This is a genomic window from Plasticicumulans lactativorans, from assembly GCF_004341245.1.
GTDB lineage: Bacteria > Pseudomonadota > Gammaproteobacteria > Competibacterales > Competibacteraceae > Plasticicumulans_A > Plasticicumulans_A lactativorans.
In genome coordinates, this window is sequence record NZ_SLWY01000004.1 from 55,367 (window position 1) to 81,033 (window position 25,667).

The following is a 25,667-nucleotide window of genomic DNA, read 5'->3' on the forward strand; positions in this document are numbered from 1 at the left end:
TCTGCCGCAGAAGCCGGCCCGACTCATCGTGCGCCGCAGCAGCCACGACCGGCAGGGTGGCGGCTTCGGCGCGCGCCCGACGTGCCGGCAGCAAGCTCCGGGTGCTGGCCAGCATCGGATCTGCGCCGTATTCGACCGGTGGCCCGGCCCGCTTCGGGCGCGCCGACGCCCCTTCAGGGCGGTTCGGCACAGGCGGGGAGCGACGGCTACGGCGCCGCGGCGCCCGCGCCCGAGCGGGCGCGCAGCGCTTCGTACAGTTGCGCCGGGCCGAGCAGGATGTCGCGCAGGCCGTCGCGGACCCGCTCCGACCCCAGCGCCTGCGTGCTCATCGTCGTGTGTGCGTCGAGCGCATCCATGATGGCGTGCAGCAGCGCGTCCTTCAGGTCCGGCGAGTTGGCGAACTGCTCCTTGCTGTTGCTGGCGGCCTGCCGCACCAGCATCTCGTTCTCCAGCAGCTTGCCCTTCAGCACGCCGTTCACGTAGACGAGTTGGTCATCGTCGCTCAGGTCGCCTTCGAACAGGCCGTTCACCTTTTCGATGATCTCGACCAGGTAGACCTGCTGCTTCTCCTGCACCGCGCCGCTGCCCACCGCGTCCAGCGGCGGCAGCTTCCAGCGGCCGTCCTGGTTCAGCCCCATCGGCTGCCTGCCGCGGTTCTTCAGCGCATGGTGCGTCAGCAGCACCTTGCCGAGGTCCACGACGTCGCGCTCGCGGCCGAATTCCAGCAGCGGGATCAGCCACTTGTAGAAGAGGAAGCGCTTCTCGATGGCGCTGTTGCCGTAGTCGAAGATCTGGCCGAGAAACGCATACAGGCGCACGAACGCGCCCATGTCGTTCTTGAACAGCAGCAGCGCGTCGAGCACGTCCCTGGCGGCCCTGGCCGCCCCGTCGTTGCCCTGCCCGGCGGCAGCGGCGTGCTCCGCCTGCGCCGCTTTGTAGCGCCTCAGCAGCCGGTCGGCGACCGGCGCGATGGCCGCCTCCAGGGCTTTCTGCGTGCCCTGCGGGTCCAGGCCGACCCGGGCCACCCGGTCGACCTCGAAGTCGTCGTAGCAGCCCGTCGCATCGAGCTTGGCGCGCAGGTCGTAGATGCGGTGCGGATCGGTCGCGGCCTCCAGCTCCGCCGTGTCGTAGTAGGTCCTGAAGGCCTTGAGGATGTCGGCCGGTTCGTTGACGAAATCCAGGATGTAGGTCGTGTCCTTGCCCGGATGGGCGCGGTTCAGGCGTGACAGCGTCTGCACCGCCTGGATGCCGCCCAGGCGCTTGTCCACGTACATCCCGCACAGCAGCGCCTGGTCGAAGCCGGTCTGGAACTTGTTGGCCACCAGCAGCAGGTGGAACCGGGCCTCCGCGAAGGCCTCGCGGATGTCGCGGCCCTTCAGGTCCGGATTCAGGTCGCGGCTGGCCTCGGTCACCGCCTGGGGATAGCTCTCGGGGTCATGCACCTCGCCCGAAAACGCCACCAGCACGCCGAGCGGGTAGCTCTGCCGGGCGATATAGGCACGGATGGCCTTCTGCCAGCGCACGGCTTCCTTGCGGCTGCCCACCACCACCATCGCCTTGGCACGGCCGGCCAGCAGCGGCTGCACGTTCTCGCGGTAGTGCTCGACGACGATCTGCACCTTCTGCGCGATGTTGTACGGGTGCAGCCGGACCCACTGCATGATGCCCTTCATCGCCGCGCTGCGTTCGACCTGCTGCTCGTCGTACTCGCGCCCCTCGTGCGCCAGCTTGAACGCCAGCTTGTAGCTCGTGTAGTGCCGCAGCACGTCGAGGATGAAGCCCTCCTCGATGGCCTGGCGCATCGAATACACGTGGAAGGGCTGCGGCAGCCCGTCCGCGCCGGGGCGGCCGAACAGCTCCAGGGTCTTGGCCTTGGGCGTGGCGGTGAAGGCGACGTAGGTCAGCCCCGCCCCCCCGCCGGCGCGGGCCTCCATCTGCGCCGCCAGCAGCCATTCGGTATCGACCTCGCCGCCGTCCTGCAGCTCGGCCCATTCCTGCGCGGAGAGCAGTTGCTTGAGCTTGGCCGCCGCCTCGCCGGTCTGCGAGCTGTGTGCCTCGTCGGCGATCACCGCGAAGCGCTTGCCCTCGGTCGCCGCCAGCTCCTGCACCGCCTGCAGGGCGAACGGGAAGGTCTGGATGGTGCAGACGATGATCTTCTTGCCGTCCTTCAGCGCCTGCGAGAGCTGCGCGCTCTTGCTGCCGGCTTCGCCCGTGATGCTCGCCACCACCCCGGTGGTGCGCTCGAAGTCGAAGATGGCCTCCCGCAACTGCGCGTCGAGCACGTTGCGGTCGCTCACCACCAGCACGCTGTCGAACAGCTTGTCGTGCCGGGCATCGTGCAGGTCGGCCAGGAAATGCGCCGCCCAGGCGATCGAGTTGGTCTTGCCCGAACCCGCGGAGTGCTGGATCAGGTAGCGCCCGCCGGGGCCGTTCGCCAGCACCTCGGCCACCAGCCGGCGCGTCGCGTCGAGCTGGTGGTAGCGCGGAAAGATGACGCTCGTGAGCTGCTTGCGCTCGTCGCGCCTGGCCGTGAGGTAGCGGTGCAGGATGTCGAGCCAGCTCTCGCGCGCCCACACCTCCTCCCACAGGTAGGCGGTGGCGAAGCCGTCCGGGTTCGGCGCGTTGCCCGCGCCGCCCGCGTTGCCGCGGTTGAAGGGCAGGAACACCGTCGCCGGGCCGGCCAGCCGCGTCGTCGTCATCACCTCCGCCTGGCTCACCGCGAAGTGCACCGGCGCCCCGCCCGGAAAGCCGAGCAACGGCTCCACGACGCCGCCCCGGGGCTGCGGATGGCGATCGAAGCGGTACTGGTTCACCGCGTCGTGCACGCTCTGCGTGAAGTCCGACTTCAGCTCGGCGGTGGCGACCGCGATGCCGTTGAGGAACAGCACCAGGTCCAGCGCGGCCTGCGGGGCGTTGGGCGAATGGCGGAGCTGCCGCACCACGCGCAGCCGGTTGGCGGCGTAGTGCGCCTGGATGGCTGGGTTGATGGCGAGCGCCGGCTTGAACTGCGCCAGCAGCAGCGGCTCGCGCAGGCCCAGCATCTCCACGCCCCGGCGCAGCACGTCGAGCGTGCCGCGCGCATCGAGGCTCTTGCGCACGCGCTCGGCCAGCACCTGCGGCAAGGCCGCGCCGTGGGTCTTGCCCAGGCGCCGGAAGCCCTCCGGCTGCGTGGCCTCCACCCAGGCCAGCAGGTCGGGCAGGAACAGGCCGCTCGCGCGATCGAACCGCGCCGCGTCGCCCTCGGCGTGGAGCCAGCCGTGGGCGGCCAGGTGGGCGCAGATTTCGGCTTCGAAGTGGTGTTCCTGGTGCAGGTTCATGGCGGAGTCAGCAGGTCGGGGCGGTGGGCCTGCAGCCATTGCTCCGCATGCGCCAACAGGCGTGCGGCCTGATCGATGCACGCATCCAGCGTGGCCGTGGAAACCGGGTCGCCCTCGTAGTCGCTCACGTTGCGCTGCCGGCGCAACGCATCGAGCACGATGATGTCCCGCTGCGCCACGCTCATCGTCAGGCCCAGGCTCTGGATGGCCGTCTGGTGATGGCCCGGCTGGCTGGTCGAGGTACGGTAGCCGTTGGCCCACAAGCCCAGCATGGCGCACTGCATGATGCACTTGTAGGCCGCATCGAAGCGGTTGTCGGCGCTGACCTGCGCGATGTGCGCATCGGCCAGGTTGCGCCGCGCCGCCTGCAGCAGCTTGGCAATGCCAGCCGCATCAGGCGTGTGGGGCTGCAGCCGCCCGATCGCCTGCAAGTTCTGCAAGCTCATGCGCATCTCCCTTCACGAACAGTTGGGGCTTGGCCAGCACATCGCGCGCGAACGCGTCGCCGCTGCGCACGCGCCCGGCAAACTCCTCGGGGGTGTAGAGCACCGCGTTCACTTCGCGGCCCAGCGCGGCGTGCAACGGGTACAGGGCCTGTACCAATTCGACGAAGCCCACGCTGCCCAGCACCAGCAGGTCCACGTCGCTGCCCGGCGAGGGCGTGCCGCGCGCCACCGAGCCGAACACCAGCGCCAGCCGGATCTGCGCATCCAGCGGCGCCAGCGCCTCGCGCAGCGCGGGCACCACGCCATGCGTCTTGCGGAACAGCGCCGCCAGGTCGCCGAACAGCGGGTGGCGCGTGTTCGCCTGGTAACGCACCTGGTTGCCCTGTTCGCTGCGCAGCAGCAGGCCCGTTTGCGTGAGCTTGTCCAGCTCCCGCGCCAGCGTGCCCGCATGGCTGCCGGTGAGCCGCGCCAGCTCGCGCAGATGAAAGTCCGCCTCGGGCTGCAACAACAGCACGGCCAGCGCCCGCTGGCGGGTGGCCGGGAACAGCAGGTCCATCAGGGCGATATCGTTGCTCATTGGGCGACGATTGTTGCCAAAAAGGCAACAAAAGACAAACACGGCGGGCTGGCGTTCTGGCCAGACGTCCGCCTGTGCACGTCGTCACCCCTCCTGGTACGCCCGCTCGATCAGCGGCTTGGCCCGCTCCAGGTCGGTGGCGGTGCGCAGCCACAGCTCGACGTTGCCGGTGCCCCAGTGACCGATCGTGCTGACGTCGCGACTGAACCCCTCTTCCAGCGCAACCGTGGCCGGGTCGAGCTTGAGGTAGACCAGCAGGCGGTTGGCCTGCACGACCACCGTGATGAAGTTCTTGAGTTTGCGGAACGCCGTGTAGAGCTTGAGCGGCTTCTCGTTGACGTCATCGCCCAGCGACAAGACGAAGGAACGCAGATCCGCATACAACTGGCGGGTGCTCTCGGGCGCGCCCTCCAACTGCTCGGCCAGGCTCTTGTCCTTGCCCGCCGGCCGGCGCCCGGCCTGTGGCGTCTCGGGCGATGGTTCGACCGGTGCGGCAGCGCGGCCGGGGCTGCCGCCGTCCTGCACGCTCTGCGTGTTGACCAGTTCCAGCAACAGCAGGTCATCGCCGAACAGCTTGTAGCGGATCAGCTCGATGTTGCGCGGGATCTGCTGCACCGCGTGCTGGTCGTAGCGGGTGAAGTCTGCCGCGATGCACAGCAACCGCGTGCCGGCCCACTCCACGCTGTCGGCCACGTCCTTGCCCAGCTTTTCCATCACCAGCCAGCGGAACTCGGCTTTGTGGTCGAGCAGCCAGTCCAGATAGAACAGGCCCTGGTTGATGACGTTCTCGTTGCTGTGGCGCTTGTATTCGACGATGACCGGGCAGCCGTTCTCGTCCAGGCCCAGCGAGTCGATGCGACCGCGGTGCGTCTTGCCGGTGGCGTATTCCGAGGCGAGGAAGCGCACGCCCAGGAAGGCTTCCATCTGGCCTTCGATCAGTGCCTGCAGCTTGCGCTCCAGCGCCGCGGAGGACGACGGCAACTCGGTGGCGACGCCTGCGGACAGGCGGAAGAGCTGGATGTCGCTCATGGCATTCAGAGCCTGGCGGAAAGGAGGTTGACGAGAATGCCTTCTCCGATCTCCAGCGCCTTCCTGCCGGCGCGGACCACGGGGTGGGGCGGCTCCCGGAGGTTGGGCAGATAGAGCGTGCGGCCCGTCTTGTGAGTGAAGTGCTTCGCCATGAACCATAGCTCGGCGGCAACGGCGTCCTCCGTGGCACCCGCCGCATGCAGGCGAACATAACGCTCGACGATGGGCGTGGCGAAAAGCTCGCCTTGCACCACGCTGCTCCGGTTGGCATCGCCTTGCCAATGGATGCGGACCATGGCGTCTTCATCGGCCCATTCGTCGGCGGAGACTGGAAGCACCAGGGTTCCGTCGAGCAAAGAACGGGCGCAGTGCAGGCTGCCGTGGTTGTCGTGGGTGAAGATGGGCAGCAGGTTTGCGATGAAGCCGACGACGGCTGCACTGGTGGTCATGCGTGCCCCCCTTGTGCCGCGCCGCGCACGTCGATCTGGCCGGTGACGGCCGCGGCGATGAGGGCGGAGCGGCGTTCTTTGAGGAGGACAACAGCGTGAGCCGCCTCCACGTCAAGTGCGTCGAGCAGGCTGGTCTCCGCGTCAAGGAAAGCCGAGATTTCCAACTGTTCGCCCAACGGCGGATTGGCCAGAACGTAGTTGCGGATAGTCCGCACGTTTACGTGTGGGGAGGTGGCTCCTACCGTATCCATCTGCCCCTGCCTGTACGTGCTTAGCGAGTTGAGTTGCCACATCAAGTAGCGGGCGTGCATCGAGTCAGCTGCTCGGAACTGCATCATTCTCTGGCCCAGGCAAAACATGTCAACTGACGGCACCTGTGCGGCATACCCCCATCGCTCTCCTTCGCGCCCATAGACAATGTCGTCCTTTGCCAAGACTTGGCGCCGTATTCGGTTCAGGTAATCTTGCTCGCCAACCGAATACATCTCTTCGATCCATAGCCGTCCTTCCGTGACGTTGGCGGTTCTGATGACACGGTAAGTGCCATCCTCATCGTAGACAGGAGTCTCATGTGGGCAGTCGACTATCAGGCTGGCCGCATGCTTGAGACGAGTAATTTCCCAATGCGCCGGCACCTCCCCCAGCCACGCCACGCCGGAATCCTTCATCGGCGCGTCGGGGTCGAGGCCGCGGGTGACGGCGTGGGAGATGGTGGCCTGGCGCTTCTCGGCCAGCAGGGCGATGAGCTTTTCCTGCTCGGCGATCAGCGCATGGATCTTGGCGGTTTCGCGGTCGAGGAAAGCGGCGATGGCGGTTTGCTCCATCGGCGAAGGAAACGCCCAAGCGATGTTTCTCACGAAATCGTCGGGCACTCTCTTTTGCCCGCCCGCCCCATACATGCTGGCCTCGCCTTGCTTCCGAAAAGCGGGAGAGCGAAAAATCCAGTTCAGGTACTCACCAGATGTTTCGCTAGGCCGGGGCCTTGCGACGATGAGTTCCGTCGTACCGAAGCCAATGCCTCCTTGCAGCCCACGCATGAGTCCGCCTTTGCCGTTCTCAAAGCAAGGCGTGATCTTCGCCAGTGCCACGTCCCCGTTGCGAAAGTACGTGTAGCCCGCTTCAACTTCGTGAATCGGCCGCATGCGGTCCAGATTCAACGAGCCGTCGTCGCCAATCGCCTCCATGGGCAAAAAGGAAACTTCGGTACTGCGGTCAAGCTCCGCGATTTCGGATTTCGACGGATTCAATTCAGCAACGGTACGGAGGCGCTTTATTTCCCAATGTTCCGGTACCTCTCCCAACCACTCCACCCCGCTGTCCCTGTACTCCCCATACCTCGGCAAGCTCATCCCTCGTTCTCCCACGGCCCCTGAGCCAGCCATTCGTGCAGCTTGGCCTGCAGCAGTTTCTTGTCGGGCAACTGGGCCAGCAGGCCGCGGTGCAGATCGGCCTCGCCGTGCTGCGCCGGCAGGCCGAGGAATTCAACCAGGTAGCTGTCCTTGAAGACCGACATCGCCTCGGGGTGCGTTTGTCGCAGCGCCGGCGAGACTTTCACCGGGCTGAGCATCGTGCGCTCGAACAGCGCGCCCTTGATCTGGCGCTCCAGTTCGCGGCTGCTCCAGCGTTCCTGGATGGCAAGGCGCAGGTAGAACTCGCGCTCTTCGGGGCGCTTGCTCTGGCCGAGGATGATGAGATGGTGTGTCCACGGCAATTGTCTCAGCAGTGCCGAGACTTTCTCGTCCCCGCAGTAGGTTTCGTAGAACTGCCGCATGCGGAACAGGTTGGGCCGCGTGAAGCCGCGCAGCCCGGGGTGCTCGTGCGCAATGCGTTCGGCCAGGCGCTCCACCACACCGGCGCCCCATTCGGCCGCAGCGATGCGGCGGCCGATGATGCCGCCCACCTGCCAGTACAGCTCGATCAGCACGGTGTTGACGGCCTGCACGGCCTGCTGCCGCGCGCCGGCGATCAGGGCGAGGATGTCGTTGAACCCGGCGGCCTCACCGCCGCTGGCCACGGGGTTGTCCCTGCTGCGGCGGGGGCTCATTCCGCCAGCTCCCCCAGCATCCGCATGATGTTGGCCGACACCGCCTTCAGCTCCTCGTCGATGGCGTGCAGGCTGCGCGGCGGCTCGAACACGTAGAAGTGGCGGTTGAACGGAATCTCGTAGCCGACCCTGCTCTTCTCCTCGTCGATCCAGGCATCGGGCGCGTGCGGCAGCACCTCGCGCCTGAAGTAGGCGCTGATGTCCTCGGTCAGCGGCACGTTCTCGGTGTCGCGCAGGGCGCTGTCGGGCTGCGGCCTGCCCTTCTGCCTGCCCTTCAGGCCCAAGACAACATTGCCCGCCTCATCGCGCAGCGGGCGCTCGACGGTGACGGTGGTGTAGCCGAAGTCCTCGTTGCGAAAGATGCGCGCGATGGGCACGCGCTTCAGGCGTCCGCCCGCGGGGGTGGTGGGCGGCTCGTCGGTGTTGGTGACGAGCTGCGGCTCGCCGACCGGCTGGCCGGCGGCATCGAGCACGGTGACCAGTTCGGCCTCGGTGAAGCTGCCGAACAGGCGCGTCACCGTGTCGATGTGCCCGTCGCTCATCTCCTTGCGCTTGGAGCCCAGGCTCTTGCGCATCTTCTGCCAGAAGCTGCTGGCGTCGATGAGCTGCACGTAGCCCCTGCGGTCCTCGGGCTTGCGGTTGGACAGAATCCACACGTAGGTGCTGATGCCGGTGTTGTAGAACATGTCGGGGGGCAGGCCGACGATGGCCTCCAGCAGGTCGTTCTCCAGCACGTAGCGGCGAATCTCGCTCTCGCCGCTGCCGGCGCCACCGGTGAACAGCGGCGAGCCGTTGAGGACGATGCCGAAGCGGCTGCCGCCGTCCCTGGCCGGGCGCATCTTCGCCAGCAGGTGCAGCAGGAACAGCATCGAGCCGTCGCTCACGCGCGGCAGGCCGGGGCCGAAGCGGCCGTCGAAGCCCTTCTGCTCGTGCTCCTGGCGCACGGCCTTCTCGACCTTCTTCCACTCCACGCCGAAGGGCGGGTTGGAGAGCATGTAGTCGAACTTGCGCGCGCCGTGGCCGTCGTCGCTGAGCGTGTTGCCGGCGACGATGTTGGCCACGTCCTGGCCCTTGATCAGCATGTCGGCCTTGCAGATGGCGTAGGACTCGTCGTTGAGTTCCTGGCCGTACAGCGTCAGCCGCGCCTGCGGGTTGTGCTCCAGCAGGTACTCGCCGGCCACCGAGAGCATGCCGCCGGTGCCGGCGGTCGGGTCGTAGAGGGTGCGCACCACGGCGTTGCCGGGCGTGAGCACGTCGTCGTCCTCGATGAACAGCAGGTTCACCATCAGGCGGATGACCTCGCGCGGGGTGAAGTGCTCACCGGCGGTTTCGTTGCTGATCTCGGCGAACTTGCGGATCAGTTCCTCGAAGGCCAGGCCCATCTGCGCGTTGTCGACCACCCCGGGGCGCAGGTCGATGTGGGCGAACTTCTCGGTGACGAGGTAGAGCAGGTTGGCCTTGGCCAGGCGCTCGACCTGGGCGTGGAAGTCGAAGCGCTCGAAGATGTCGCGTGCGGCCGGCGAGAAGGCATCGACGTAGGCGTAGAGGTTCCGGCCGATGTGGTCCTGGTCGCCGAGCAGGGTGGGCAGGTCCAGCGGCGAGGTGTTGTAGAAGCCCAGGTTGCCGGCCGCCCGGCGCAGGAAGGGCTCGGGGTTGACGCCCATCTTCTCGCGCGAGGCTTGCTCGGCCAGCACCGCGGGCTTGGTGGCCGCCAGCACGCAGTCGAGCCGGCGCAGCACGGTGAAGGGCAGGATGACGCGGCCGTATTCGGACTGCTTGTAGTCGCCGCGCAGGAGGTCGGCGACCGACCAGATGAAGGACGACAGGACCTGGTGGTTCATGGGTTTCCCGATCGGTGTTCCGAAAATGCAGGCGGTCAGGCTCACGGTCGCGTGAGTCGCTCCAGTTCCTCCAGCCGGCGCAGCGCCTGCCCGCGGCTGTCGCCGCACATCGACGCACTCGGCTGCAGCGAGGCGCACACCGCCGGCCGCCCGGGGTGGCCGAAGATCCGGCAGCGTTCGTGCTCGTCGAGCTGGACGCAGCGCACGCCGGCGGGCTTGCCGTGCGGCATGCCGGGGATGGGGCTGGAGATCGACGGCGCGATGCAGCAGGCACCGCAGCCGGGGCGGCAGGCGGGCACGGCGTTCAGCCCAGGCCGAGTTCGGGCCACAGCGCGTCGACGCGCGCCTTGACCTCGGCGCTCATCGCGATCGGCCGGCCCCACTCGCGGCTGGTCTCGCCCGGCCACTTGCCGGTGGCGTCGAGCCCCATCTTGCTGCCGAGCCCCGACACCGGCGAGGCGAAGTCGAGGTAGTCGATCGGGGTGTTCTCGATCATCACCGTGTCGCGCGCCGGGTCCATGCGCGTGGTGACGGCCCAGATCACGTCCTTCCAGTCGCGCGCGTCGATGTCGTCGTCCACCACGATGACGAACTTGGTGTACATGAACTGGCGCAGGAAGCTCCACACGCCGAGCATCACGCGCTTGGCGTGGCCGGGGTACTGCTTGCGCATGCTCACCACCGCGAGGCGGTACGAGCAGCCCTCGGGCGGCAGGTAGAAGTCGACGATCTCCGGGAACTGCTTCTGCAGGATCGGCACGAACACCTCGTTCAGCGCCACGCCGAGGATCGCCGGCTCGTCCGGCGGGCGCCCGGTGTAGGTGCTGTGGTAGATCGGCTCGCGGCGGTGGGTGATGCGCTCGACGGTGAACACCGGGAAGGTGTCGACCTCGTTGTAGTAGCCGGTGTGGTCGCCGAACGGCCCCTCGGGCGCGGTGTCGCCGGGGGCGATGTGGCCTTCGAGGACGAACTCGGCGCTCGCCGGCACCTGCAGCTCGCTGCCCAGGCACTTCGCTACCTCGGTGCGCCCGCCCCGCAGCAGGCCGGCGAAGGCGTACTCGGACAGCGTGTCGGGCACCGGCGTGACCGCGCCGAGGATGGTCGCCGGGTCGGCACCGAGCGCGACCGCCACCGGGAAGCGCTCCCCGGGGTGGGCGAGCTGGAACTCGCGGAAGTCGAGCGCGCCGCCGCGATGGCTGAGCCAGCGCATGATCAGGCGGTTGCGGCCGATCACCTGCTGGCGGTAGATGCCGAGGTTCTGCCGCGGCTTGTGCGGCCCGCGGGTGACCACGAGCCCCCAGGTGACCAGCGGGCCGGCGTCGCCGGGCCAGCAGGTCTGGATCGGCAGCGCGCCGAGGTCGACCTCATCGCCTTCGACCACCACCTCCTGGCAGGGCGGGCGGGTGACGCTCTTCGGCGCCATGTCGAGCACCTTGCGGAACACCGGCAGGCTGTTCCAGGCGTCCTTCAGGCCCTTCGGCGGCTCCGGCTCCTTCAGGAAGGCGAGCAGCCGGCCGACCTCGCGCAGCGCCGCCACGCTCTCCTCGCCCATGCCGAGCGCCACGCGCTGCGGCGTGCCGAACAGGTTGGCGAGCACCGGCACGCGGTGGCCGACGGGGTTCTCGAACAGGATCGCCGGGCCGCCGGCGCGCAGCACGCGGTCGCAGATCTCGGTCATCTCCAGGCGCGGGTCGACCGCCGCGCGCACGCGCCTGAGTTCGCCGCGCGCTTCGAGCAGTTGCAGGAAGTCTCGCAGGTCCCGGTATTTCATTCGTGGCTCCAGGGCGGGCCGTGCCCGCGCGATCGCGGCGGGCGGCGGCTCTGCTATCGTCATTCGGAATCCCGGCACCTGCGGATTGCACCCGGTGCCGGCAGCCGGGGCGTGACCTTACCAACAAAACCCGAGCGGCGAGCGCGCGAGGCGCCAACGCCGCCACAACGAGCCGAGGAGGCCCGATGGATCTGCTCTTGCGCTTCTCCGCCGCGGTCGACGCCATCAACCGCTGGATCAACAACGTGGCGATCTGGCTGATCCTGGTCTGCGCGGTGCTCAGCGCCACCGTCGCCACGCTGCGCTACGCCTTCAACTGGGGCCACAACGGCCTGCTCGAAGCGCAGTGGTTCATGTTCGGCCTGGTGTTCCTGTTCTGCGCCGCCTACACGCTGCAGCAGGGCGGGCACGTGCGCATCGACATCGTCGCCGGCAAGCTGTCGCCGCGCACGCGGGTGTGGATCGACATCGTCTGCGGTTTCCTGTTCCTGCTGCCGGTGTGCCTGCTGATCACCGTCGACTCCTGGCGCTACTTCCTGATCGCGTTCGCGCAGAACGAGCGCTCGAACAACCCCGGCGGGCTCTACTGGTGGCCGATCAAGGGGGCGATCCCGGTCGCCTTCGCGCTGCTGGCGCTGCAGGGGCTGTCGGAGATCATCAAGAACATCGCCTCGCTGACCGGCCACCGCCCGATGCCCGTGTTCCACAAGGAGGGCCACTGACATGGCCGCGTTCCTCGCCGCGAACATGGCGCCGATCATGTTCGCCTCGCTGGTGGTGTTCATGCTGCTCGGCTACCCGGTGGCGTTCTCGCTGGCGGCCGTGGGCATCTTCTACGGCCTCGTCGGCATCGAGCTCGGCCTGCTGACGCCGTCGCTGCTGCAGGCCCTGCCCGACCGGGTGTTCGGCATCATGGCCAACGAGGTGCTGCTGGCCATCCCGTTCTTCACCTTCATGGGGCTGGTGCTCGAACGCACCGGCATGGCCGAGGAGCTGCTCGACACCATCGGGCAGTTGTTCGGCGGCATCCGCGGCGGGCTCGCCTACGCGGTGATCTTCGTCGGCGCGCTGCTCGCGGCGACCACCGGCGTGGTGGCGGCCTCGGTGATCGCGATGGGCCTGATCTCGCTGCCGATCATGCTGCGCTACGGCTACGACAAACCGCTCGCCTCGGGGGTGATCGCGGCCTCCGGCACGCTGGCGCAGATCATCCCGCCGTCGCTGGTGCTGATCGTGATGGCCGACGTGCTCGGGCGTTCGGTCGGCGACATGTACAAGGGCGCCTTCCTCCCCGGCTTCATGCTCACCGGCATGTACGTGGCCTGGATCCTGATCAACTCGATCCTCTACCCGACGAAGGTGCCGGCGCTGCCGCCCGAGGCGCGCTCGCTGCGCGGCACCGCGCTGCTCGCGCGCGTGGTCGAGGCCATGGTGCCGCCGCTGGTGCTGATCTTCCTGGTGCTCGGCACCATCTTCATCGGCTGGGCCACCCCCACCGAAGGCGGCGCGATGGGCGCCGTCGGCGCGCTGATCCTCGCGCTGATGAAGCGCAAGCTGACCAAGGACCTGCTGGTGCAGTCGATGGCGGCGACCGCCAGGATCACCAGCTTCGTGGTGTTCATCCTGATCGGCGCGCGGGTGTTCAGCCTCACCTTCTACGGCGTCAACGGCCACGTCTGGGTGGAGCACCTGCTGCTCGACCTGCCGGGCGGGGCGACGGGCTTCCTGATCGTCGTCAACATCATGGTGTTCCTGCTGGCGTTCTTCCTCGACTTCTTCGAGATCGCCTTCATCGTCGTGCCGCTGCTCGCGCCGGTCGCCGACAAGCTCGGCATCGACCTGGTGTGGTTCGGCGTGCTGCTCGGCGTGAACATGCAGACGTCGTTCATGCACCCGCCGTTCGGCTTCGCGCTGTTCTACCTGCGCAGCGTCGCCCCGCCCGCGGTGCGCACCGTCGACATCTACTGGGGGGCGGTGCCGTACGTGCTGATCCAGTTGATCATGGTGGGGCTGATCATCCTGTTCCCGCAGATCGTCACCATCGGGCTCGACCGCCCCGATCCGTCCAAGGCGAAGGCGCCGGTCGAGATCGTCCTGCCCGACAGCGGCGACAACGGCGGCTTCGACGACCTGTTCAAGGACGACAAGCCCAAGTGAGTCCCGCCGCCGCATGAAAAACCCCCGGCACCGCGCGCGGCGCCGGGGGTTCTGGGTGTGCGGCCGGCGCGGCGTCAGCGCTTGGCGCGGCGCACCGCCTGCATGAAGTTGGCGAGCGTGCCCTCGGCCGAGCCCATCCACAGGTCGGAGGGCTGCTGGAAGGCCTTCAGCGACTCGTAGACCTTCTTGAACACCGGGTTCGCGGCCGACTCCTCCTCGTAGATCTTCTGCGCGGTCTCGTAGGCGGCCTTGAGCACGTCGTCGGGGTAGCGGCGCAGTTCGGCGCCGTTCTGCACCAGGCGCTGCAGCGCCGGCGGGTTCTTGGCGTCGTAGGCCGCCATCATGTTGACGTTGGCCTCGGCGGCGGCGGCTTCGAACGCCGCCTGGTAGGCCCTGGGCAGCGACTCCCACTGGCCCTTGTTGACGTAGAACGACAGCGTCGGCCCCGGCTCCCACCAGCCCGGGTAGTAGTAGAACTTGGCGACCTTGTAGAAGCCGAGCTTCTCGTCGTCGTAGGGCACGGTCCATTCGGCGGCATCGATCGCGCCGCGTTCGAGCGCCGGGTAGATCTCGCCGCCCGGCAGCGACTGCGGCACCGCGCCGAGGCGCGAGAAGATCTCGGCGCCGAAGCCGGGGATGCGCATCTTCAGGCCCTTGACGTCTTCGAGCGACTTCAGCTCCTTGCGGAACCAGCCGCCCATCTGCGTGCCGGTGTTGCCGCCCTGGAAGTTGACGACGTTGTAGGCGGCGAACATCTCGCGCAGCACCTCGCGCCCGCCGCCGTAGGCGAACCACGAGTTCATCTGCCGGTTGCCGAGGCCGAAGGGGATGTTGCAGTCGAGCGAGATCGCCTTGTTCTTGCCGTGGAAGTAATACGAGGCGGTGTGGCAGCACTCGACGGTGTTCTGCTGCACCGCGTCGAGCACGCCGAACGCCGGCACCAGCTCGCCGCCGGCGAACACGCGTATCTCGAAGCGCCCGTCGGTGATCTCGGCGATGCGCTTGGCCAGCACCTCGCCGCCGCCGTAGATGGTGTCGAGGCTCTTCGGAAAGCTCGATGCCAGGCGCCACTTGATCACCGGCTGCGACGACACCACCGCCGGCGCGCCGGCCGGCGCCGCGGGTGCCGCAGCGCCGGCGGCGGGCGCTGCCGGCGCGGCGGGCGCCTGCTGGGCGAACGCCTGGGGCAGCACCGCTGCGGTCGCGCCGGCGGCGATCGACGCACCCGCCGTCTTCAGGAAATCACGACGCTCCATGGGGCTCTCCTCTGTGATTGTGGTTTGTCATGGACGCTGCAACGCGTCTGAGTATAGGAGGGGGCGTCAGTTCGTCGCCGGCAGCACCTTGAGCCGGCGCTCGCCGTAGCGCTCGTTGTCGAGGTAGACCTCGATGGTCCAGTTGCCCGGCTTGTACAGGTACTTGTTGAGCATGAACTCGCTGACGCTGGTGGCGCTCACGTTGTTCGCCGGCAGCTTCTGCGAATCGCTCAGCACCGCCTGGCCGTCGGCGTCGAGCACGCGCGTGAGGTAGCGGTGCTCACCGGGCGCGATCTGGTTCCACGCCGTGAACACGTAGAAGCGGTCCTGGTCGAGGCTGATCGCCTCGACGCTGTTCACCGGCTGGCCACGCTCGTTGAGCCCGGTGGTGAACACCGTGTTGGCGGTGGTCTTGAACGACGGGCCGGTGGCGGGCCCGCCGCAGGCGGTCAACACGGCCAGGGTGAGAGCGACAAGGGCTTTCTTCATCAAACGTCCTCGAAAAGAAACCGGGCGAAGGCCCGCGCGAACCGCGCCGTACTATACGCGCCGGCCGTGGTCGGGCCCAAACCGCGCCACCCGCCGTGCGGCGCAGCGGCACGCCGTCAACCCCGCCTGCCGGCGGCGCATGGCGGGCGCCCCGCGCCCGGCCTAGACTGACGCGCCCTCCGCTGCCGGTCTTGCCGCCATGCAGGAACAACTCCTCAGCATCTTCGTGACCTACTTCGTCGTCATCGACCCGATCGGCATCGCGCCGCTGTTCGCCTCGCTCACCCGCGGCGGCGCGCCGGCCTACCGCAAGCGCATGGCGATCAAGGGGGTGGCCATCGCCACCGGCATCCTGCTGTTCTTCTCCCTCACCGGCGACCTGCTGCTGCGCCTGCTCGGCATCTCGATCCCGGCGTTCCGCATCGCCGGCGGCGCGCTGCTGTTCATCCTCGCGCTCGACATGGTGCTCGCGCGCCCGTCGGGGATGCGCAACGCCACCGTGCGCGAGCAGGAGGAGGCCCACTTCAAGGACGACATCTCGGTGTTCCCGCTGGCCTTCCCGCTGCTTTCGGGGCCCGGCGCACTGACCACGGTGCTGCTGACCACCAGCCGCACGCAGGCCAGCCCGATGCTGTTCTACGGCGCGCTGGGGGCGCTGCTCGTGGTGCTCGGGCTGACGCTGCTGGCGCTGCTGGCGGCGCCGCGGCTGCTGAAGCTGATGGGCGATACCGGCGCGATGGTGGTCGACCGCCTGTTCGGCGTGATCCTGGCGGCGCTCGCCGCGCAGTACGTCGTCGACGGCGTGCGCGCCAGCCTGCTGACGGCCGCGTGACCGCGCCCGTGCCGCCCGGAAACGCCACGTGATCGCCTTCCTCAACCTGCTCGGCGTGGCGGTGTTCGCCGTCGCCGGCGCCCTCGCCGCGGTGCGCCGGGGCCTCGACGTGTTCGGCGTCGGCATCATCGCGATCGTCACCGCGATCGGCGGCGGCACGCTGCGCGACCTGCTGCTCGGCGTCGCCCCGGTCGGCTGGGTGCGCGAGCCCGACGCGCTGCTGGTCGCCTCCGCCGCCGGCCTCGTCACCTTCTTCTGGGTGCGCCACCGGCCGATGCCCGAGCGCCTGCTCAACCTCGCCGACGCCGCCGGCCTCGCGCTGTTCACCGGGCTCGGCTGCGCCAAGGCGCAGGCGAGCGGTGCCCACCCGCTGGTGGTGCCGGTGATGGGCATGCTCACCGGTGCCGCCGGCGGCGTGCTGCGCGACGTGCTCTGCGCCGAGGTGCCGCTGATCTTCCGCCGCGAGGTCTACGCCACCGCGGCGATCCTCGGCGGCTGCGCCTACGTCGTGCTGTTCGGCATCGCCGGCGCCGATGCCGCGCTGCTTGCCGCCGTCGCCCTCACGCTCGTGGTGCGGCTGGCGGCGATACGCTGGCACCTGAACCTGCCGGCGCACGCCGACGGTGCGCACCATGGTTGATGCCGGGCCACGGCCGCAGCGCGGGTACTTCACTTATACACAGGCGTATCGATGGACGGAGCTGCCCGAAGGCTTCCGCCGGCGCATCTGACGCGCTGCACAATATGCTGATCGGAAAGCCTTTTCGACCCATCAGGGAAGCCTGTTTGCGTGTCGGGACTTGCCAATACGGGCCGGATCGGGTAACGGCGCGGGTTTCATCCACAAAGTTATCCACAAGTCGACGGATCGGCGTCATCCCGCCTCCGTGCACCGGTTTCGCGCCATGACCGCCCCCATCCTGCGCGTCGCCGTCCCTTCACCTTTGTATCGCTGCTTCGATTACCTGCCGCCGGAGCAGCATCCGCCGCTCGCCCCCGGGCAGCGGGTGCGCGTGCCCTTCGGCCGCCGCATCGTCGTCGGGGTGGTGCTCGCGCTCGCCGCCGGCAGCGACGTGCCGCGCGAGCGGCTGCGCCAGGCCGTGTCGGTGCTCGACACCGCCCCGCTGCTGGATGCCGACCTGCTCGCGCTCGCCGAGTGGGCGGCACGCTACTACCACCACCCGCCCGGCGAGGTGTACGCCACGCTGCTGCCGGCGGCGCTGCGCCGGGGCGCCGCGGCGCGGCCGACGCAGTTGCGGGTGTGGCAGCTCACCGCGGACGGCCACGCCGCGCTCGCCGCCGGCGAACCCCGGCGCGCACCGCGCCAGCGCGCGCTGCTCGAACGCCTCGGCGCCAGCCCGCACGGCCTCGACGCCGACACGCTGCGCACGCTCGCCGGCGACGTCGTCGCGCCGCTGCGGGCGCTGGCGGCCCGCGGCTGGGTCGCCACCGCGGCCCCGGTCGCCCCGGCACCGACGCCCACGCACCCCGGCCCGCCCCTCGCCGCCGCGCAGGCCGAGGCGGTCGCGGCGATCACCTCCGCCACGGGCTTCGCGGCCTTCCTGCTCGAAGGCGTGACCGGCAGCGGCAAGACCGAGGTCTACCTGCGCGCGATCGCCGCCACGCTGGCCGCCGGCCGGCAGGCCCTGGTGCTGGTGCCCGAGATCGGGCTCACCCCGCAGCTGCTGGAGCGCTTCCGCGCCCGCCTGCCGACGCCGCTCGCGGTGCTGCACTCGGGGCTCAGCGACGGCGAGCGCCTCAACGCCTGGCTCGCCGCGCGCAGCGGCAGCGCCGGCGTGCTGATCGGCACGCGCTCGGCGGTGTTCGCGCCGCTCGCGCGCCCGGGCCTGATCGTGCTCGACGAGGAACACGACCCGTCGTTCAAGCAGCAGGACGGCTTCCGCTATTCGGCGCGCGATCTCGCCGTGGTGCGCGCGCACGCCGCCGGCATCCCGGTGGTGCTGGGCTCGGCCACGCCGGCGCTGGAGAGCCTGCGCAACGTCCAGCTCGGCCGCTACCGCCACCTGCGCCTCGACGAGCGCGCCGCCGGCGCGCAGCCGCCCGCCACCGAGGTCATCGACCTGCGCCGCCAGGGGCTCGACGAGGGCCTGTCGGCGCCGCTGCTCGCCCGCATCGGCGCCCACCTCGACGCCGGCGGCCAGGTGCTGCTGTTCCTGAACCGCCGCGGCTACGCGCCCGCGCTGTACTGCCACGCCTGCGGCTGGCTCGCCGAGTGCCCGCGCTGCGATGCGCGGATGACCGTGCACCGCGGCCGCCAGCGCCTGCTCTGCCACCACTGCGGCAGCGAGCGCGCGCTGCCGCGGGCCTGCCCGGACTGCGGCGGCGCGGAACTGCTCGGCCTCGGCCAGGGCACCGAGCGCATCGAGGCGGCGCTCGCGCGCCACTTTCCCGGCGTCGGCGTCGCCCGCATCGACCGCGACAGCACGCGCCGCAAGGGCGCGCTCGAGGGCCTGCTCGACGGCGTGCACGACGGCCGCCACCGCCTGCTGATCGGCACGCAGATGCTGGCCAAGGGCCACCACTTCCCCGAGGTCACGCTGGTCGGCGTGGTCGATGCCGACCAGGGGTTGTTCAGCGCCGACTTCCGCGCCACCGAGCGCATGGCGCAGACCCTCGTGCAGGTGGCCGGGCGCGCCGGACGCGCCGGGCGCCCGGGCAGCGTGGCGATCCAGACCCACCACCCCGACCACCCGCTGCTGCAGCGCCTGCTGCACGCGGGCTACCCGGCGTTCGCCGAGGCCCTGCTGGCGGAACGCCGCGAGGCGCAACTGCCGCCGTTCGCGCACCAGGCGCTGCTGCGTGCCGAGGCCGCGACGGCCGCCGCGCCGCTCGCCTTTCTCGACGCCGCCGCCGCCCTCGCCGGCACGCTCGGCCCCGCCGGCGTGGAGGTGCTCGGCCCGGTGCCGGCGCCGATGGAACGCCGCGCCGGACGCCATCGTGCACAACTGCTGCTGCAGGCCGTCGAACGCCCGCTGCTGCAGGCGCTGCTCGCGCGCTGGGTCGAGGCCCTCGCCGCGCTGCCCGGCGCGCGCCAGGTGCGCTGGTCGCTGGACGTCGATCCGGTCGATCTGTTCTAGTGCCCGCAAGCACAGGCCAGGGGGACGACGGACGTGGGCGAGGTGTCGGGAGTGCGCATGGTGGTGATCGGCGGCGGCACCGGCAGCTTCACACTGCTCTCGGCGCTCAAGCGCTACGTCGGCCACCTGACGGCGATCGTCAACATGGTCGACGACGGCGGCTCCACCGGCGTGCTGCGCGACGAACTCGGCGCCCTGCCGCCGGGCGACGTGCGCCAGTGCCTGGTCGCGCTGTCACACTCGCCGCGGGTGCGCGAGCTGTTCAACTACCGCTTCGAGGAAGGCACCTTCGCCGGCCACGCCTTCGGCAACCTGTTCCTCAGCGCGCTCGAACGCATCACCGGCAGCTTCGCCGAGGCCGTCGAAACCGCCGCCGAAGTGCTCGCGGTGCGCGGCACCGTGGTCCCGGTGACGCTCGACGACGTGCACCTGATGCTGCGTGAACCCGGCGGCACGCTGGTGCGCGGCGAATCCCGCGTCGGCGCCTCGCGCTTCGCCGGCGGCCGCCGCCCCGAGCTGTTCCTGAGCCCGCAGCCGCGCGTGAACCCGGCGGCGATCGTCGCGATCCACGCCGCCGACATGGTGGTGATCGCCCCCGGCGACCTCTACGCCTCGCTCGCGCCGACCCTGCTCGTGCCCGGCATCGGCGACGCGCTCGCCATCAGCCCGGCGCGCGTGGTCTACGTGTGCAACCTGATGACCAAGCCCGGCCAGACCGACGGCTTCCAGGTGCACGACTTCGCCGCCGAGATCGAGCGCTTCGCCGGCCGCCCGGTGCTCGAACACGTGCTCTACAACACCGAGCGGCCGGGCGCCGAACTGCGCGAGCGCTACGCCCGCGAGCACGAGTACGGCGTCGGCTTCGACCCGGCCATCCTGCAGCGCCAGCACTACGGCGCGGTGGGCGACACCTTCCTCGCCGGCCCGCCGCAGATGCGCACGCAGGTCGACCTGATCGCGCACCGCACGCTGATCCGCCACAACGCCGACCGCGTCGCCCGCCACCTGATGCGGCTGTACTTCTCCTGAGCGCAGCGCGCGGCGGCGCTAGAATCGCCGCTTTGCGACGCGGCGACCCCGATGAACGACACCCTGCGCGTGCAGCGCGACGTTTCCCTGCAGCCCCACAACACCTTCGGCCTGCCGGCGCGCGCCGCCTGGTACGCGCGCATCGAGGCCGCGGCGCAGGTGCCCGCGCTGCTCGCCGACGCGAGCCTCGGTGCGCTGCCGCGGCTGGTGCTCGGCGGCGGCAGCAACGTGCTGTTCACGCGCGATTTCGACGGCCTGGTGCTGCACGTCGCCATCCCCGGCATCGAGGTGCTGGCGGAAGCCGGTGACGAACTCACGGTGGCGGTCGGCGCCGGCGAGAACTGGCACGGCTTCGTCGCAACCGCGCTGGCGCGCGGCTGGTACGGGCTCGAAAACCTCGCGCTGATCCCCGGTACCGTCGGCGCGAGCCCGATCCAGAACATCGGCGCCTACGGCGTCGAGATGCGCGAGCGCTGCGAATGGGTCGAGGTGCTCGACTTCGCCAGCGGCGGGCAGCGCCGCCTCGCCGCCGCCGACTGCGGCTTCGCCTACCGCGACAGCTGCTTCAAGCGCGACCTCGCCGGGCGGGTGCTGGTCACCCGCGTCGCCTTCCGGCTGAGCCGCACGCCCCGGGTCGATGCGCGCTATGCCGACATCCGCGACGAACTCGCCGCCCGCGGCATCGCCGCGCCGACACCGCGCGACGTCTTCGACGCGGTGTGCGCGGTGCGCCGGCGCAAGCTGCCCGACCCGGCGACGCTCGGCAACGCCGGCAGCTTCTTCAAGAACCCGCTCGTCACCGCCGCGACCGCCGCGGCGCTGCGCGCGCGCTTTCCCGAGCTGGTCGCCTACCCGCAGCCCGACGGCACTGTAAAAATTGCTGCCGGCTGGCTGATCGACCGCTGCGGCTGGAAGGGCCGCAGCCTCGGCCGGGCCGGCGTGTACGAGCGCCAGGCGCTGGTGCTGGTCAACCGCGGCGGCGCCGACGGCGCCGAGGTGTTGGCGCTCGCGCGGGCGATCCAGGCCGACGTGCGCGCGCGCTTCGGCATCGAGCTGGAGCCCGAACCGGTGGCGGTGTAGGCCGCCGCGCGGGCATGAAAAACCCCCGGCCCGCACGCGGCGGCACCGGGGGTCGGGGACGGCGATGCGCGGCGCCGGTTCAGGCGGCGGCGCGGTTCGCCTTGCGGCCCTTGCGGCGCAGGCCGGCGAAGCCCAGCAGGCCGAGCCCCATCAGCGCGACGGAGGCCGGTTCGGGCACCTGCGGCGCCATGATGCCCTTGCCGGCGAAGATCTGCTCATAGCCATTGTTCAGCGCGCCCATGCGGATGTCGGTGTGCATGTACGAGTACAGGCCCGAACGCAGCGCGACGTTCAGCTCGGGCGACCACAGCGCATAGGCAGCCTGGTTGGCGCCCAGGTTGTGGTTGAAGCTGACCGCGCCCGGGCTGCCGCAGGCGACGATGCTCGTGGCCGTCGCGTCGGTGCAGATCTCGCCGCCCGACACCACGTAGTGGTACTGCTCGGCGGGCGACGCGAGATACTCGGTCATGTCCGCGGGGGGGTTCGCGATGTTGTCGTCGGCGGGCAGGTTGGTGCCGTAGGTGTAATTGGCGACGTTGCCCCCCGCCACCCCGCCGGTACCGCGGTTGTTGGTGAAGTCGAAGGTCGCGCAGTTGCTGTCGGTGGCGTCGCACAGGGTCACGCGCGCGAAGGCGACCAGGTTCTGGTTGGTCGAAGCGCCGCTGTTGACCTGGTTGTTGTTGAAGAAGAGCACGAATTCGTCGTAGCCGCCGGCGCCGTTGTTGAGGAAGCTCAGCAGCGTGCCGACCTGCGCGTCCCAGGAGTCCTTCTTGTCGCCGGTGAACTCCGACGTGAAGTAGGCCGGGCAACCGCCGCCGGTGCAGTAATCAGGGTCGTGGACGCCGCCGAGGTTCGCATCGGTGGTCTGGAACTGGGGCGGTGCGCCGGAGCCGTCGGGGGTCCGGTACGGGTCATCGATCGGGCCGTAGTCGGTCGGATTGTGGTTGTCGTTCACCGGGTTGTTGTTGGTACCGGTCGCGACGACGAGATCGGCGGAAATGTTGCCCGGCGAGGAGGCGATGTAGTACGGGTTGCCCGGTCCGGTGCCGCCGCCGTTCGCCAGGTCGTACTTGTAGGCCAGGATCGGCAGCGAGTACGAGTAGAAGTCACCGTACTGGTACGCGTTGGTATTGGACGGGGGGAGGTTGATCGATGTCGCATGCGCCGCGCCGACCATGCATGTCAGCCCGAGTACCGCTGCGAGCGGGAGCTTGTGGAAACGTGTCATTTTATTGGCTCTCCGAAAAGGTTCCGGCTGCATAACAAGTCGGCACGTTGACGCAAAGCACGTTTCGAGCCACCAATGGCCATCCAGAAAAATCAGTGCATTGCAAGGGATGTTTGTCAGCGCTTGTAAAACAAACCGACAGTCGCGCGCGCGGGCTCAGGGTTTCAGCGTCCCCAGCACCTGCCGCGCGTCCTCGACGCCGGGGAAGGGCTTGCCGCTCGCCACCGCCCGCGCCAGGTGCTGGCGGGCCTCGTCGACCTGCCCCTGGCGGTGCAGCGCGATGCCGAGGTGGTAGCTGACCTCGGGGTTGTCGGGCAGCCGCGTCTGCGCCGTGCGCAGGTAGGGCAGGCCGAGCGCGGCATCGCCCTGCTGCGTCAGCACCCAGCCGAGCGTGTCGAGCACCGCGCCGTTGTCCGGCGCCAGTGCCGCCGCGCGTTGCGCAGCGTCGCGGGCACGCGGGTCGGACAGGTGCAGGTAGGCGAGCGCGAGGTTGTTCAGCAGCAGCACGGCGTCGGGGCGCTTGGCCAGCAGGTGCTCGTAGGTCCCCGCGGCGACCTGCCAGTTGCCCTGCCGCAGGAAGCCTTCGGCGAGCAGCGTGATCCCCGGATCGTCGTCCGGATGCGCGGTGATCCACTCCTGCAGCAGCGCGACCGCCGCGTCGAGCCGCCCGGCGCTCGCCAGGCTCCGGTAGGCGCCGGCGACGAGCGCCGGGCGCGGGAACTGCCGGAAACCCGCGGTGTAAAGTTCCGCCGCTTCGGTGGCCTTGCCCTGCCGCTGCAGCACCTCGCCGAGCAGGCCGTATGACACCGGCGTCGCGCCGGCGGCGTGCAGCCGGCGCGCGCGCGCCTCGGCTTCGGTGAGCTTGCCGGCCGCCAGGTAGGTTTCGGTCGCGGCGACGAGCACGTCGGTGTTCCGCGGGTCCATGCGCAGCGCCCGTTCCAGCGTGTCCGCCGCCTCGGGGTAGTCGCGCGCGAGCATCTGGTAGCGGGCCACGCGCAGGTAGGCGGCGGGCGTCTCCGGCACCACCCCGAGCAGGCGCCGGAACGAACCCCGCGCCTGCGCCGGCAGGCCGGCGGCGAGCTGGGCCATGCCGAGGGCCGCGAACACCGCCGGGTTGCGGGCGTCGGTGGGGGACGCCGCGGCGACCGCCGCGGTTTCGTTGGCGAGGGCCAGGGCCTTGTCGGGCTGTCTGGTGCGCAGGTAGATCTCCACCAGCGCGAGACGCGGCTGCAGGGCGCGGTCGTCGAGGCGCCGGGCGTATTCCCACACCACCTGGGCGGCGTCGGGCCGGTTGACCTTGGCATAGAGCGCCCCCGCCTCCTCCAGCAGGGCCATGTTGTCCGGATGCGCCTTGATCTGCGCATCGAGGCGCTCGATCGCCTTGTCCACCTGCCCGCGCCGCACGTCGAGCCGCGCCAGGTTCATCTGCAGCGGGAGCTGCCTGGGATCGACCGCCACCGCGTGCTCGAGCGTCGCGTAGGCGCCGTCGAGATCGCCGTCGGCCGCCTGCGCCCGCGCCTTGAAGTTGAGCAGGACGACATCGTCGGGCGCGGCCTCCACCAGCCGGCTGGTGGTCGCGACCGCTTCCTTCAGCTTGCCGGTGCGCATCTGCATGATGGCGAGCATCAGCCCCGAGGTCTGGCGATCCGGGTGCTGCTCGAAGGTGTCGGCGAGGTCCTGCATCGCCTGCCCCTGCTGCCCGCCGCGGAAGCGCGCCTCGGCCAGCCGGTCCACCACGTCGGGCGCCCCGGCGTCGAGCTTCGCCGCCTCTTCGAGCACCTGGATCGCCTGCGCCTGGCGGCCGAGCGCCATGTACGCCGCGCCGAGCTGCGCCAGGAAGCGGGCATCGCCGGCGGCCTGCGCCCGCACCGGCTCCAGCATCGCCAGCGCCTGCTCCGGCTGGCCCTGACGCATCAGGATCGTCGCCAGCATCTGCCGGGCGCCGACATGGCCGGGCACGCGGTCCACGTACCGCGTCAGGTCCTCGCGCGCGTGGCCGAGTTCGCCCAGCGCGTAATGCACCGCCCCGGATACCAGCAGGAACTGCGGTATCTGCGCCAGCACCTCGTCGGGGATGGCTTTCAGCACGTTCGCGGCTTCGGTGAGCTGGGTCTTGGCCGCGTCGGCCTCACCGCGGCGGGCGAGCCACTGGGCCTTGAGCAGCATGCCGCGCGGATCGAGCGGGTCGGTCGAGGCGAGCGCGTCGAAGTCCTTGCGCATGTCGTCGAGCCGGCCGAGCTGCAGCAGGATCTCCAGCCGCGCCAGCCGCGCCGGCAGATTGCGCGCGTCGAGCGCGAGCACGTAGTCGTAGCCCTGCAGCGCCTGCTCCTGCGCCCCCAGCGCCTGCTGCACCGTGGCCCAGGCGATCCAGGCCGCGACGTCGCGCTGCCCGCGCTGCAGCGCCGCTTCCGCCTCGCGCTCGGCGCCGGCGAGATCCCCCAGGCCCAGGCGCAGGCTGGCCATGCCGGTGTGGCCATCGGGCAGCGCGTCGGCCTGCTCGATCGCCCCGGCGAAGCTGCGCTCGGCGTCCGCGAACTTGCCGAGCGCCAGGTAGGCCTGCCCGCGCGCGGCGAGCACCTTCGCCAGCGCCTCGCCGGTGAGCCCGGCCACCGGGACCTGATCGATCAGCCGGCGGTACTGGCCCTGCTGGAGGAAGCCCGCCGCGCGGTAGGGTTCGATCTCGGCCGGGGCGGCGCCGAGCTTGCGGGCGGCGCTGAACGCCGCCTCGGCCAGGCTCTGGCGGCCCGTCGCCATGTAGATGCGCCCGATCAGCACGTTGGCCCCGGCGTGGTCGGGCTGCTGCTGGAGCACGTTCTTGACCTGGATGAGGGCGCCGTCGAAATCGTCGACCGCGAAGCGCGCGACGGCATCCGCGTAGATGGCGTCGATCTCCGTCGCGGCCCCCCGGGCCACGCCGCTCGCGCTCAGCAGCATCAGGGCGAAGGCCAGCACGACGAGCCTTGGGCTGTTCATATCGGGCAGTTTCTCCGGTGGTGGTGGCGTCGGGGCGCCCGCGGACGCCGC

20 protein-coding genes and 1 pseudogene are annotated in these 25,667 nt (G+C 69.9%); 7 read left to right on the top strand and 14 right to left on the bottom strand.

Features of this window, described 5'->3' with window-relative positions:
- Positions 1 to 206: 206 nt before the first annotated feature.
- The 10 genes and pseudogenes from EV699_RS03780 to ubiD form a co-directional block, all read right to left on the bottom strand.
- Positions 207 to 3,317, bottom strand: a complete 3,111-nt coding sequence (locus EV699_RS03780) for a type I restriction endonuclease subunit R (RefSeq protein ID WP_132539122.1) — start codon at positions 3,315 to 3,317, stop codon at positions 207 to 209.
- Positions 3,314 to 3,763: a DNA-binding protein gene (locus tag EV699_RS03785; protein WP_132539124.1), complete on the bottom strand. Its 450-nt coding sequence runs from the start codon at positions 3,761 to 3,763 to the stop codon at positions 3,314 to 3,316. Before EV699_RS03785 ends, EV699_RS03780 begins: the two co-directional genes overlap by 4 nt.
- Positions 3,711 to 4,319, bottom strand: coding sequence for a nucleotidyltransferase domain-containing protein (locus EV699_RS03790; RefSeq protein ID WP_341540213.1), 609 nt, complete (start codon positions 4,317 to 4,319; stop codon positions 3,711 to 3,713). Before EV699_RS03790 ends, EV699_RS03785 begins: the two co-directional genes overlap by 53 nt.
- A gap of 105 nt (positions 4,320 to 4,424) precedes the next feature.
- Positions 4,425 to 5,369: a DUF5655 domain-containing protein gene (locus EV699_RS03795; protein ID WP_132539128.1), complete on the bottom strand. Its 945-nt coding sequence runs from the start codon at positions 5,367 to 5,369 to the stop codon at positions 4,425 to 4,427.
- Between the two features lie 5 nt (positions 5,370 to 5,374).
- Entirely contained in the window at positions 5,375 to 5,818 is a 444-nt protein-coding gene (locus EV699_RS03800; protein WP_132539130.1) for a hypothetical protein, read from the bottom strand.
- Positions 5,815 to 7,167 (bottom strand): restriction endonuclease subunit S, encoded by a 1,353-nt coding sequence (locus tag EV699_RS03805; RefSeq protein ID WP_243662548.1) that lies wholly within the window; start codon positions 7,165 to 7,167, stop codon positions 5,815 to 5,817. The genes EV699_RS03800 and EV699_RS03805 overlap by 4 nt, the downstream gene beginning before the upstream one ends.
- 62 nt (positions 7,168 to 7,229) lie before the next feature.
- Positions 7,230 to 7,862 (bottom strand): annotated as a pseudogene (locus EV699_RS03810) (DUF1016 N-terminal domain-containing protein); the annotation flags it as partial.
- On the bottom strand, positions 7,859 to 9,703 hold the full coding sequence (locus tag EV699_RS03815) for a type I restriction-modification system subunit M (protein WP_132539134.1): 1,845 nt from the start codon (positions 9,701 to 9,703) through the stop codon (positions 7,859 to 7,861). The gene EV699_RS03815 and the pseudogene EV699_RS03810, both read right to left, overlap by 4 nt.
- A 41-nt stretch (positions 9,704 to 9,744) precedes the next feature.
- Positions 9,745 to 10,002 (bottom strand): YkgJ family cysteine cluster protein, encoded by a 258-nt coding sequence (locus tag EV699_RS03820; RefSeq protein ID WP_424450018.1) that lies wholly within the window; start codon positions 10,000 to 10,002, stop codon positions 9,745 to 9,747.
- Between the two features lie 5 nt (positions 10,003 to 10,007).
- Positions 10,008 to 11,474, bottom strand: coding sequence for a 4-hydroxy-3-polyprenylbenzoate decarboxylase (ubiD, locus tag EV699_RS03825; RefSeq protein WP_132539136.1), 1,467 nt, complete (start codon positions 11,472 to 11,474; stop codon positions 10,008 to 10,010).
- 185 nt (positions 11,475 to 11,659) lie between these two features.
- Here ubiD and EV699_RS03830 point away from each other — a divergent pair, with 185 nt between their 5' ends.
- Both EV699_RS03830 and EV699_RS03835 read left to right on the top strand, forming a co-directional pair.
- Complete coding sequence (locus EV699_RS03830) at positions 11,660 to 12,196, top strand: TRAP transporter small permease subunit (RefSeq protein WP_132539138.1); 537 nt, start codon at positions 11,660 to 11,662, stop codon at positions 12,194 to 12,196.
- 1 nt (position 12,197) lies between these two features.
- On the top strand, positions 12,198 to 13,631 hold the full coding sequence (locus tag EV699_RS03835; protein ID WP_132539140.1) for a TRAP transporter large permease: 1,434 nt from the start codon (positions 12,198 to 12,200) through the stop codon (positions 13,629 to 13,631).
- A gap of 74 nt (positions 13,632 to 13,705) precedes the next feature.
- Here EV699_RS03835 and EV699_RS03840 read toward each other — a convergent pair whose 3' ends face one another.
- Positions 13,706 to 14,887 (bottom strand): TRAP transporter substrate-binding protein, encoded by a 1,182-nt coding sequence (locus EV699_RS03840; RefSeq protein WP_132539142.1) that lies wholly within the window; start codon positions 14,885 to 14,887, stop codon positions 13,706 to 13,708.
- A 66-nt stretch (positions 14,888 to 14,953) separates the two neighbouring features.
- The gene (locus EV699_RS03845) at positions 14,954 to 15,376 is read right to left on the bottom strand and encodes a hypothetical protein (RefSeq protein ID WP_132539144.1); all 423 of its coding nucleotides are present in this window, start codon (positions 15,374 to 15,376) and stop codon (positions 14,954 to 14,956) included.
- Positions 15,377 to 15,575: 199 nt separating this feature from the next.
- Here EV699_RS03845 and EV699_RS03850 point away from each other — a divergent pair, with 199 nt between their 5' ends.
- The 5 genes from EV699_RS03850 to murB all read left to right on the top strand — a co-directional run bounded on the left by EV699_RS03850 (position 15,576) and on the right by murB (position 21,415).
- Positions 15,576 to 16,208, top strand: coding sequence for a MarC family protein (locus EV699_RS03850; protein WP_132539146.1), 633 nt, complete (start codon positions 15,576 to 15,578; stop codon positions 16,206 to 16,208).
- A 28-nt stretch (positions 16,209 to 16,236) separates the two neighbouring features.
- Positions 16,237 to 16,848 (top strand): trimeric intracellular cation channel family protein, encoded by a 612-nt coding sequence (locus EV699_RS03855; RefSeq protein ID WP_132539148.1) that lies wholly within the window; start codon positions 16,237 to 16,239, stop codon positions 16,846 to 16,848.
- A gap of 265 nt (positions 16,849 to 17,113) precedes the next feature.
- Positions 17,114 to 19,306, top strand: a complete 2,193-nt coding sequence (locus EV699_RS03860; RefSeq protein WP_132539150.1) for a primosomal protein N' — start codon at positions 17,114 to 17,116, stop codon at positions 19,304 to 19,306.
- A 42-nt stretch (positions 19,307 to 19,348) separates the two neighbouring features.
- Positions 19,349 to 20,335, top strand: a complete 987-nt coding sequence (locus tag EV699_RS03865; RefSeq protein WP_132539152.1) for a gluconeogenesis factor YvcK family protein — start codon at positions 19,349 to 19,351, stop codon at positions 20,333 to 20,335.
- Between the two features lie 51 nt (positions 20,336 to 20,386).
- Entirely contained in the window at positions 20,387 to 21,415 is a 1,029-nt protein-coding gene (gene murB, locus EV699_RS03870) for a UDP-N-acetylmuramate dehydrogenase (RefSeq protein ID WP_132539154.1), read from the top strand.
- A gap of 79 nt (positions 21,416 to 21,494) precedes the next feature.
- Here the strand turns inward: murB and EV699_RS03875 are convergent, their stop codons facing one another.
- Positions 21,495 to 22,643: a PEP-CTERM sorting domain-containing protein gene (locus tag EV699_RS03875; protein ID WP_132539156.1), complete on the bottom strand. Its 1,149-nt coding sequence runs from the start codon at positions 22,641 to 22,643 to the stop codon at positions 21,495 to 21,497.
- Between the two features lie 156 nt (positions 22,644 to 22,799).
- Positions 22,800 to 25,616: an XrtA/PEP-CTERM system TPR-repeat protein PrsT gene (gene prsT / locus EV699_RS03880; protein ID WP_132539158.1), complete on the bottom strand. Its 2,817-nt coding sequence runs from the start codon at positions 25,614 to 25,616 to the stop codon at positions 22,800 to 22,802.
- Between the last annotated feature and the right edge of the window lie 51 nt (positions 25,617 to 25,667).

Excerpts from the sequence above, each read along its gene's own strand:
- EV699_RS03830 (WP_132539138.1), top strand. The coding sequence starts at position 11,660 with ATGGATCTGCTCTTGCGCTTCTCCGCCGCGGTCGACGCCATCAACCGC.
- EV699_RS03860 (WP_132539150.1), top strand. The coding sequence starts at position 17,114 with ATGACCGCCCCCATCCTGCGCGTCGCCGTCCCTTCACCTTTGTATCGC.
- EV699_RS03795 (WP_132539128.1), bottom strand. The coding sequence starts at position 5,369 with ATGAGCGACATCCAGCTCTTCCGCCTGTCCGCAGGCGTCGCCACCGAG.
- EV699_RS03850 (WP_132539146.1), top strand. The coding sequence starts at position 15,576 with ATGCAGGAACAACTCCTCAGCATCTTCGTGACCTACTTCGTCGTCATC.
- EV699_RS03790 (WP_341540213.1), bottom strand. The coding sequence starts at position 4,319 with ATGGACCTGCTGTTCCCGGCCACCCGCCAGCGGGCGCTGGCCGTGCTG.
- EV699_RS03785 (WP_132539124.1), bottom strand. The coding sequence starts at position 3,763 with ATGAGCTTGCAGAACTTGCAGGCGATCGGGCGGCTGCAGCCCCACACG.
- prsT (WP_132539158.1), bottom strand. The coding sequence starts at position 25,616 with ATGAACAGCCCAAGGCTCGTCGTGCTGGCCTTCGCCCTGATGCTGCTG.
- ubiD (WP_132539136.1), bottom strand. The coding sequence starts at position 11,474 with ATGAAATACCGGGACCTGCGAGACTTCCTGCAACTGCTCGAAGCGCGC.
- murB (WP_132539154.1), top strand. The coding sequence starts at position 20,387 with ATGAACGACACCCTGCGCGTGCAGCGCGACGTTTCCCTGCAGCCCCAC.
- EV699_RS03845 (WP_132539144.1), bottom strand. The coding sequence starts at position 15,376 with ATGAAGAAAGCCCTTGTCGCTCTCACCCTGGCCGTGTTGACCGCCTGC.
- EV699_RS03805 (WP_243662548.1), bottom strand. The coding sequence starts at position 7,167 with ATGAGCTTGCCGAGGTATGGGGAGTACAGGGACAGCGGGGTGGAGTGG.
- EV699_RS03835 (WP_132539140.1), top strand. The coding sequence starts at position 12,198 with ATGGCCGCGTTCCTCGCCGCGAACATGGCGCCGATCATGTTCGCCTCG.
- EV699_RS03815 (WP_132539134.1), bottom strand. The coding sequence starts at position 9,703 with ATGAACCACCAGGTCCTGTCGTCCTTCATCTGGTCGGTCGCCGACCTC.
- EV699_RS03875 (WP_132539156.1), bottom strand. The coding sequence starts at position 22,643 with ATGACACGTTTCCACAAGCTCCCGCTCGCAGCGGTACTCGGGCTGACA.
- EV699_RS03840 (WP_132539142.1), bottom strand. The coding sequence starts at position 14,887 with ATGGAGCGTCGTGATTTCCTGAAGACGGCGGGTGCGTCGATCGCCGCC.
- EV699_RS03800 (WP_132539130.1), bottom strand. The coding sequence starts at position 5,818 with ATGACCACCAGTGCAGCCGTCGTCGGCTTCATCGCAAACCTGCTGCCC.
- EV699_RS03780 (WP_132539122.1), bottom strand. The coding sequence starts at position 3,317 with ATGAACCTGCACCAGGAACACCACTTCGAAGCCGAAATCTGCGCCCAC.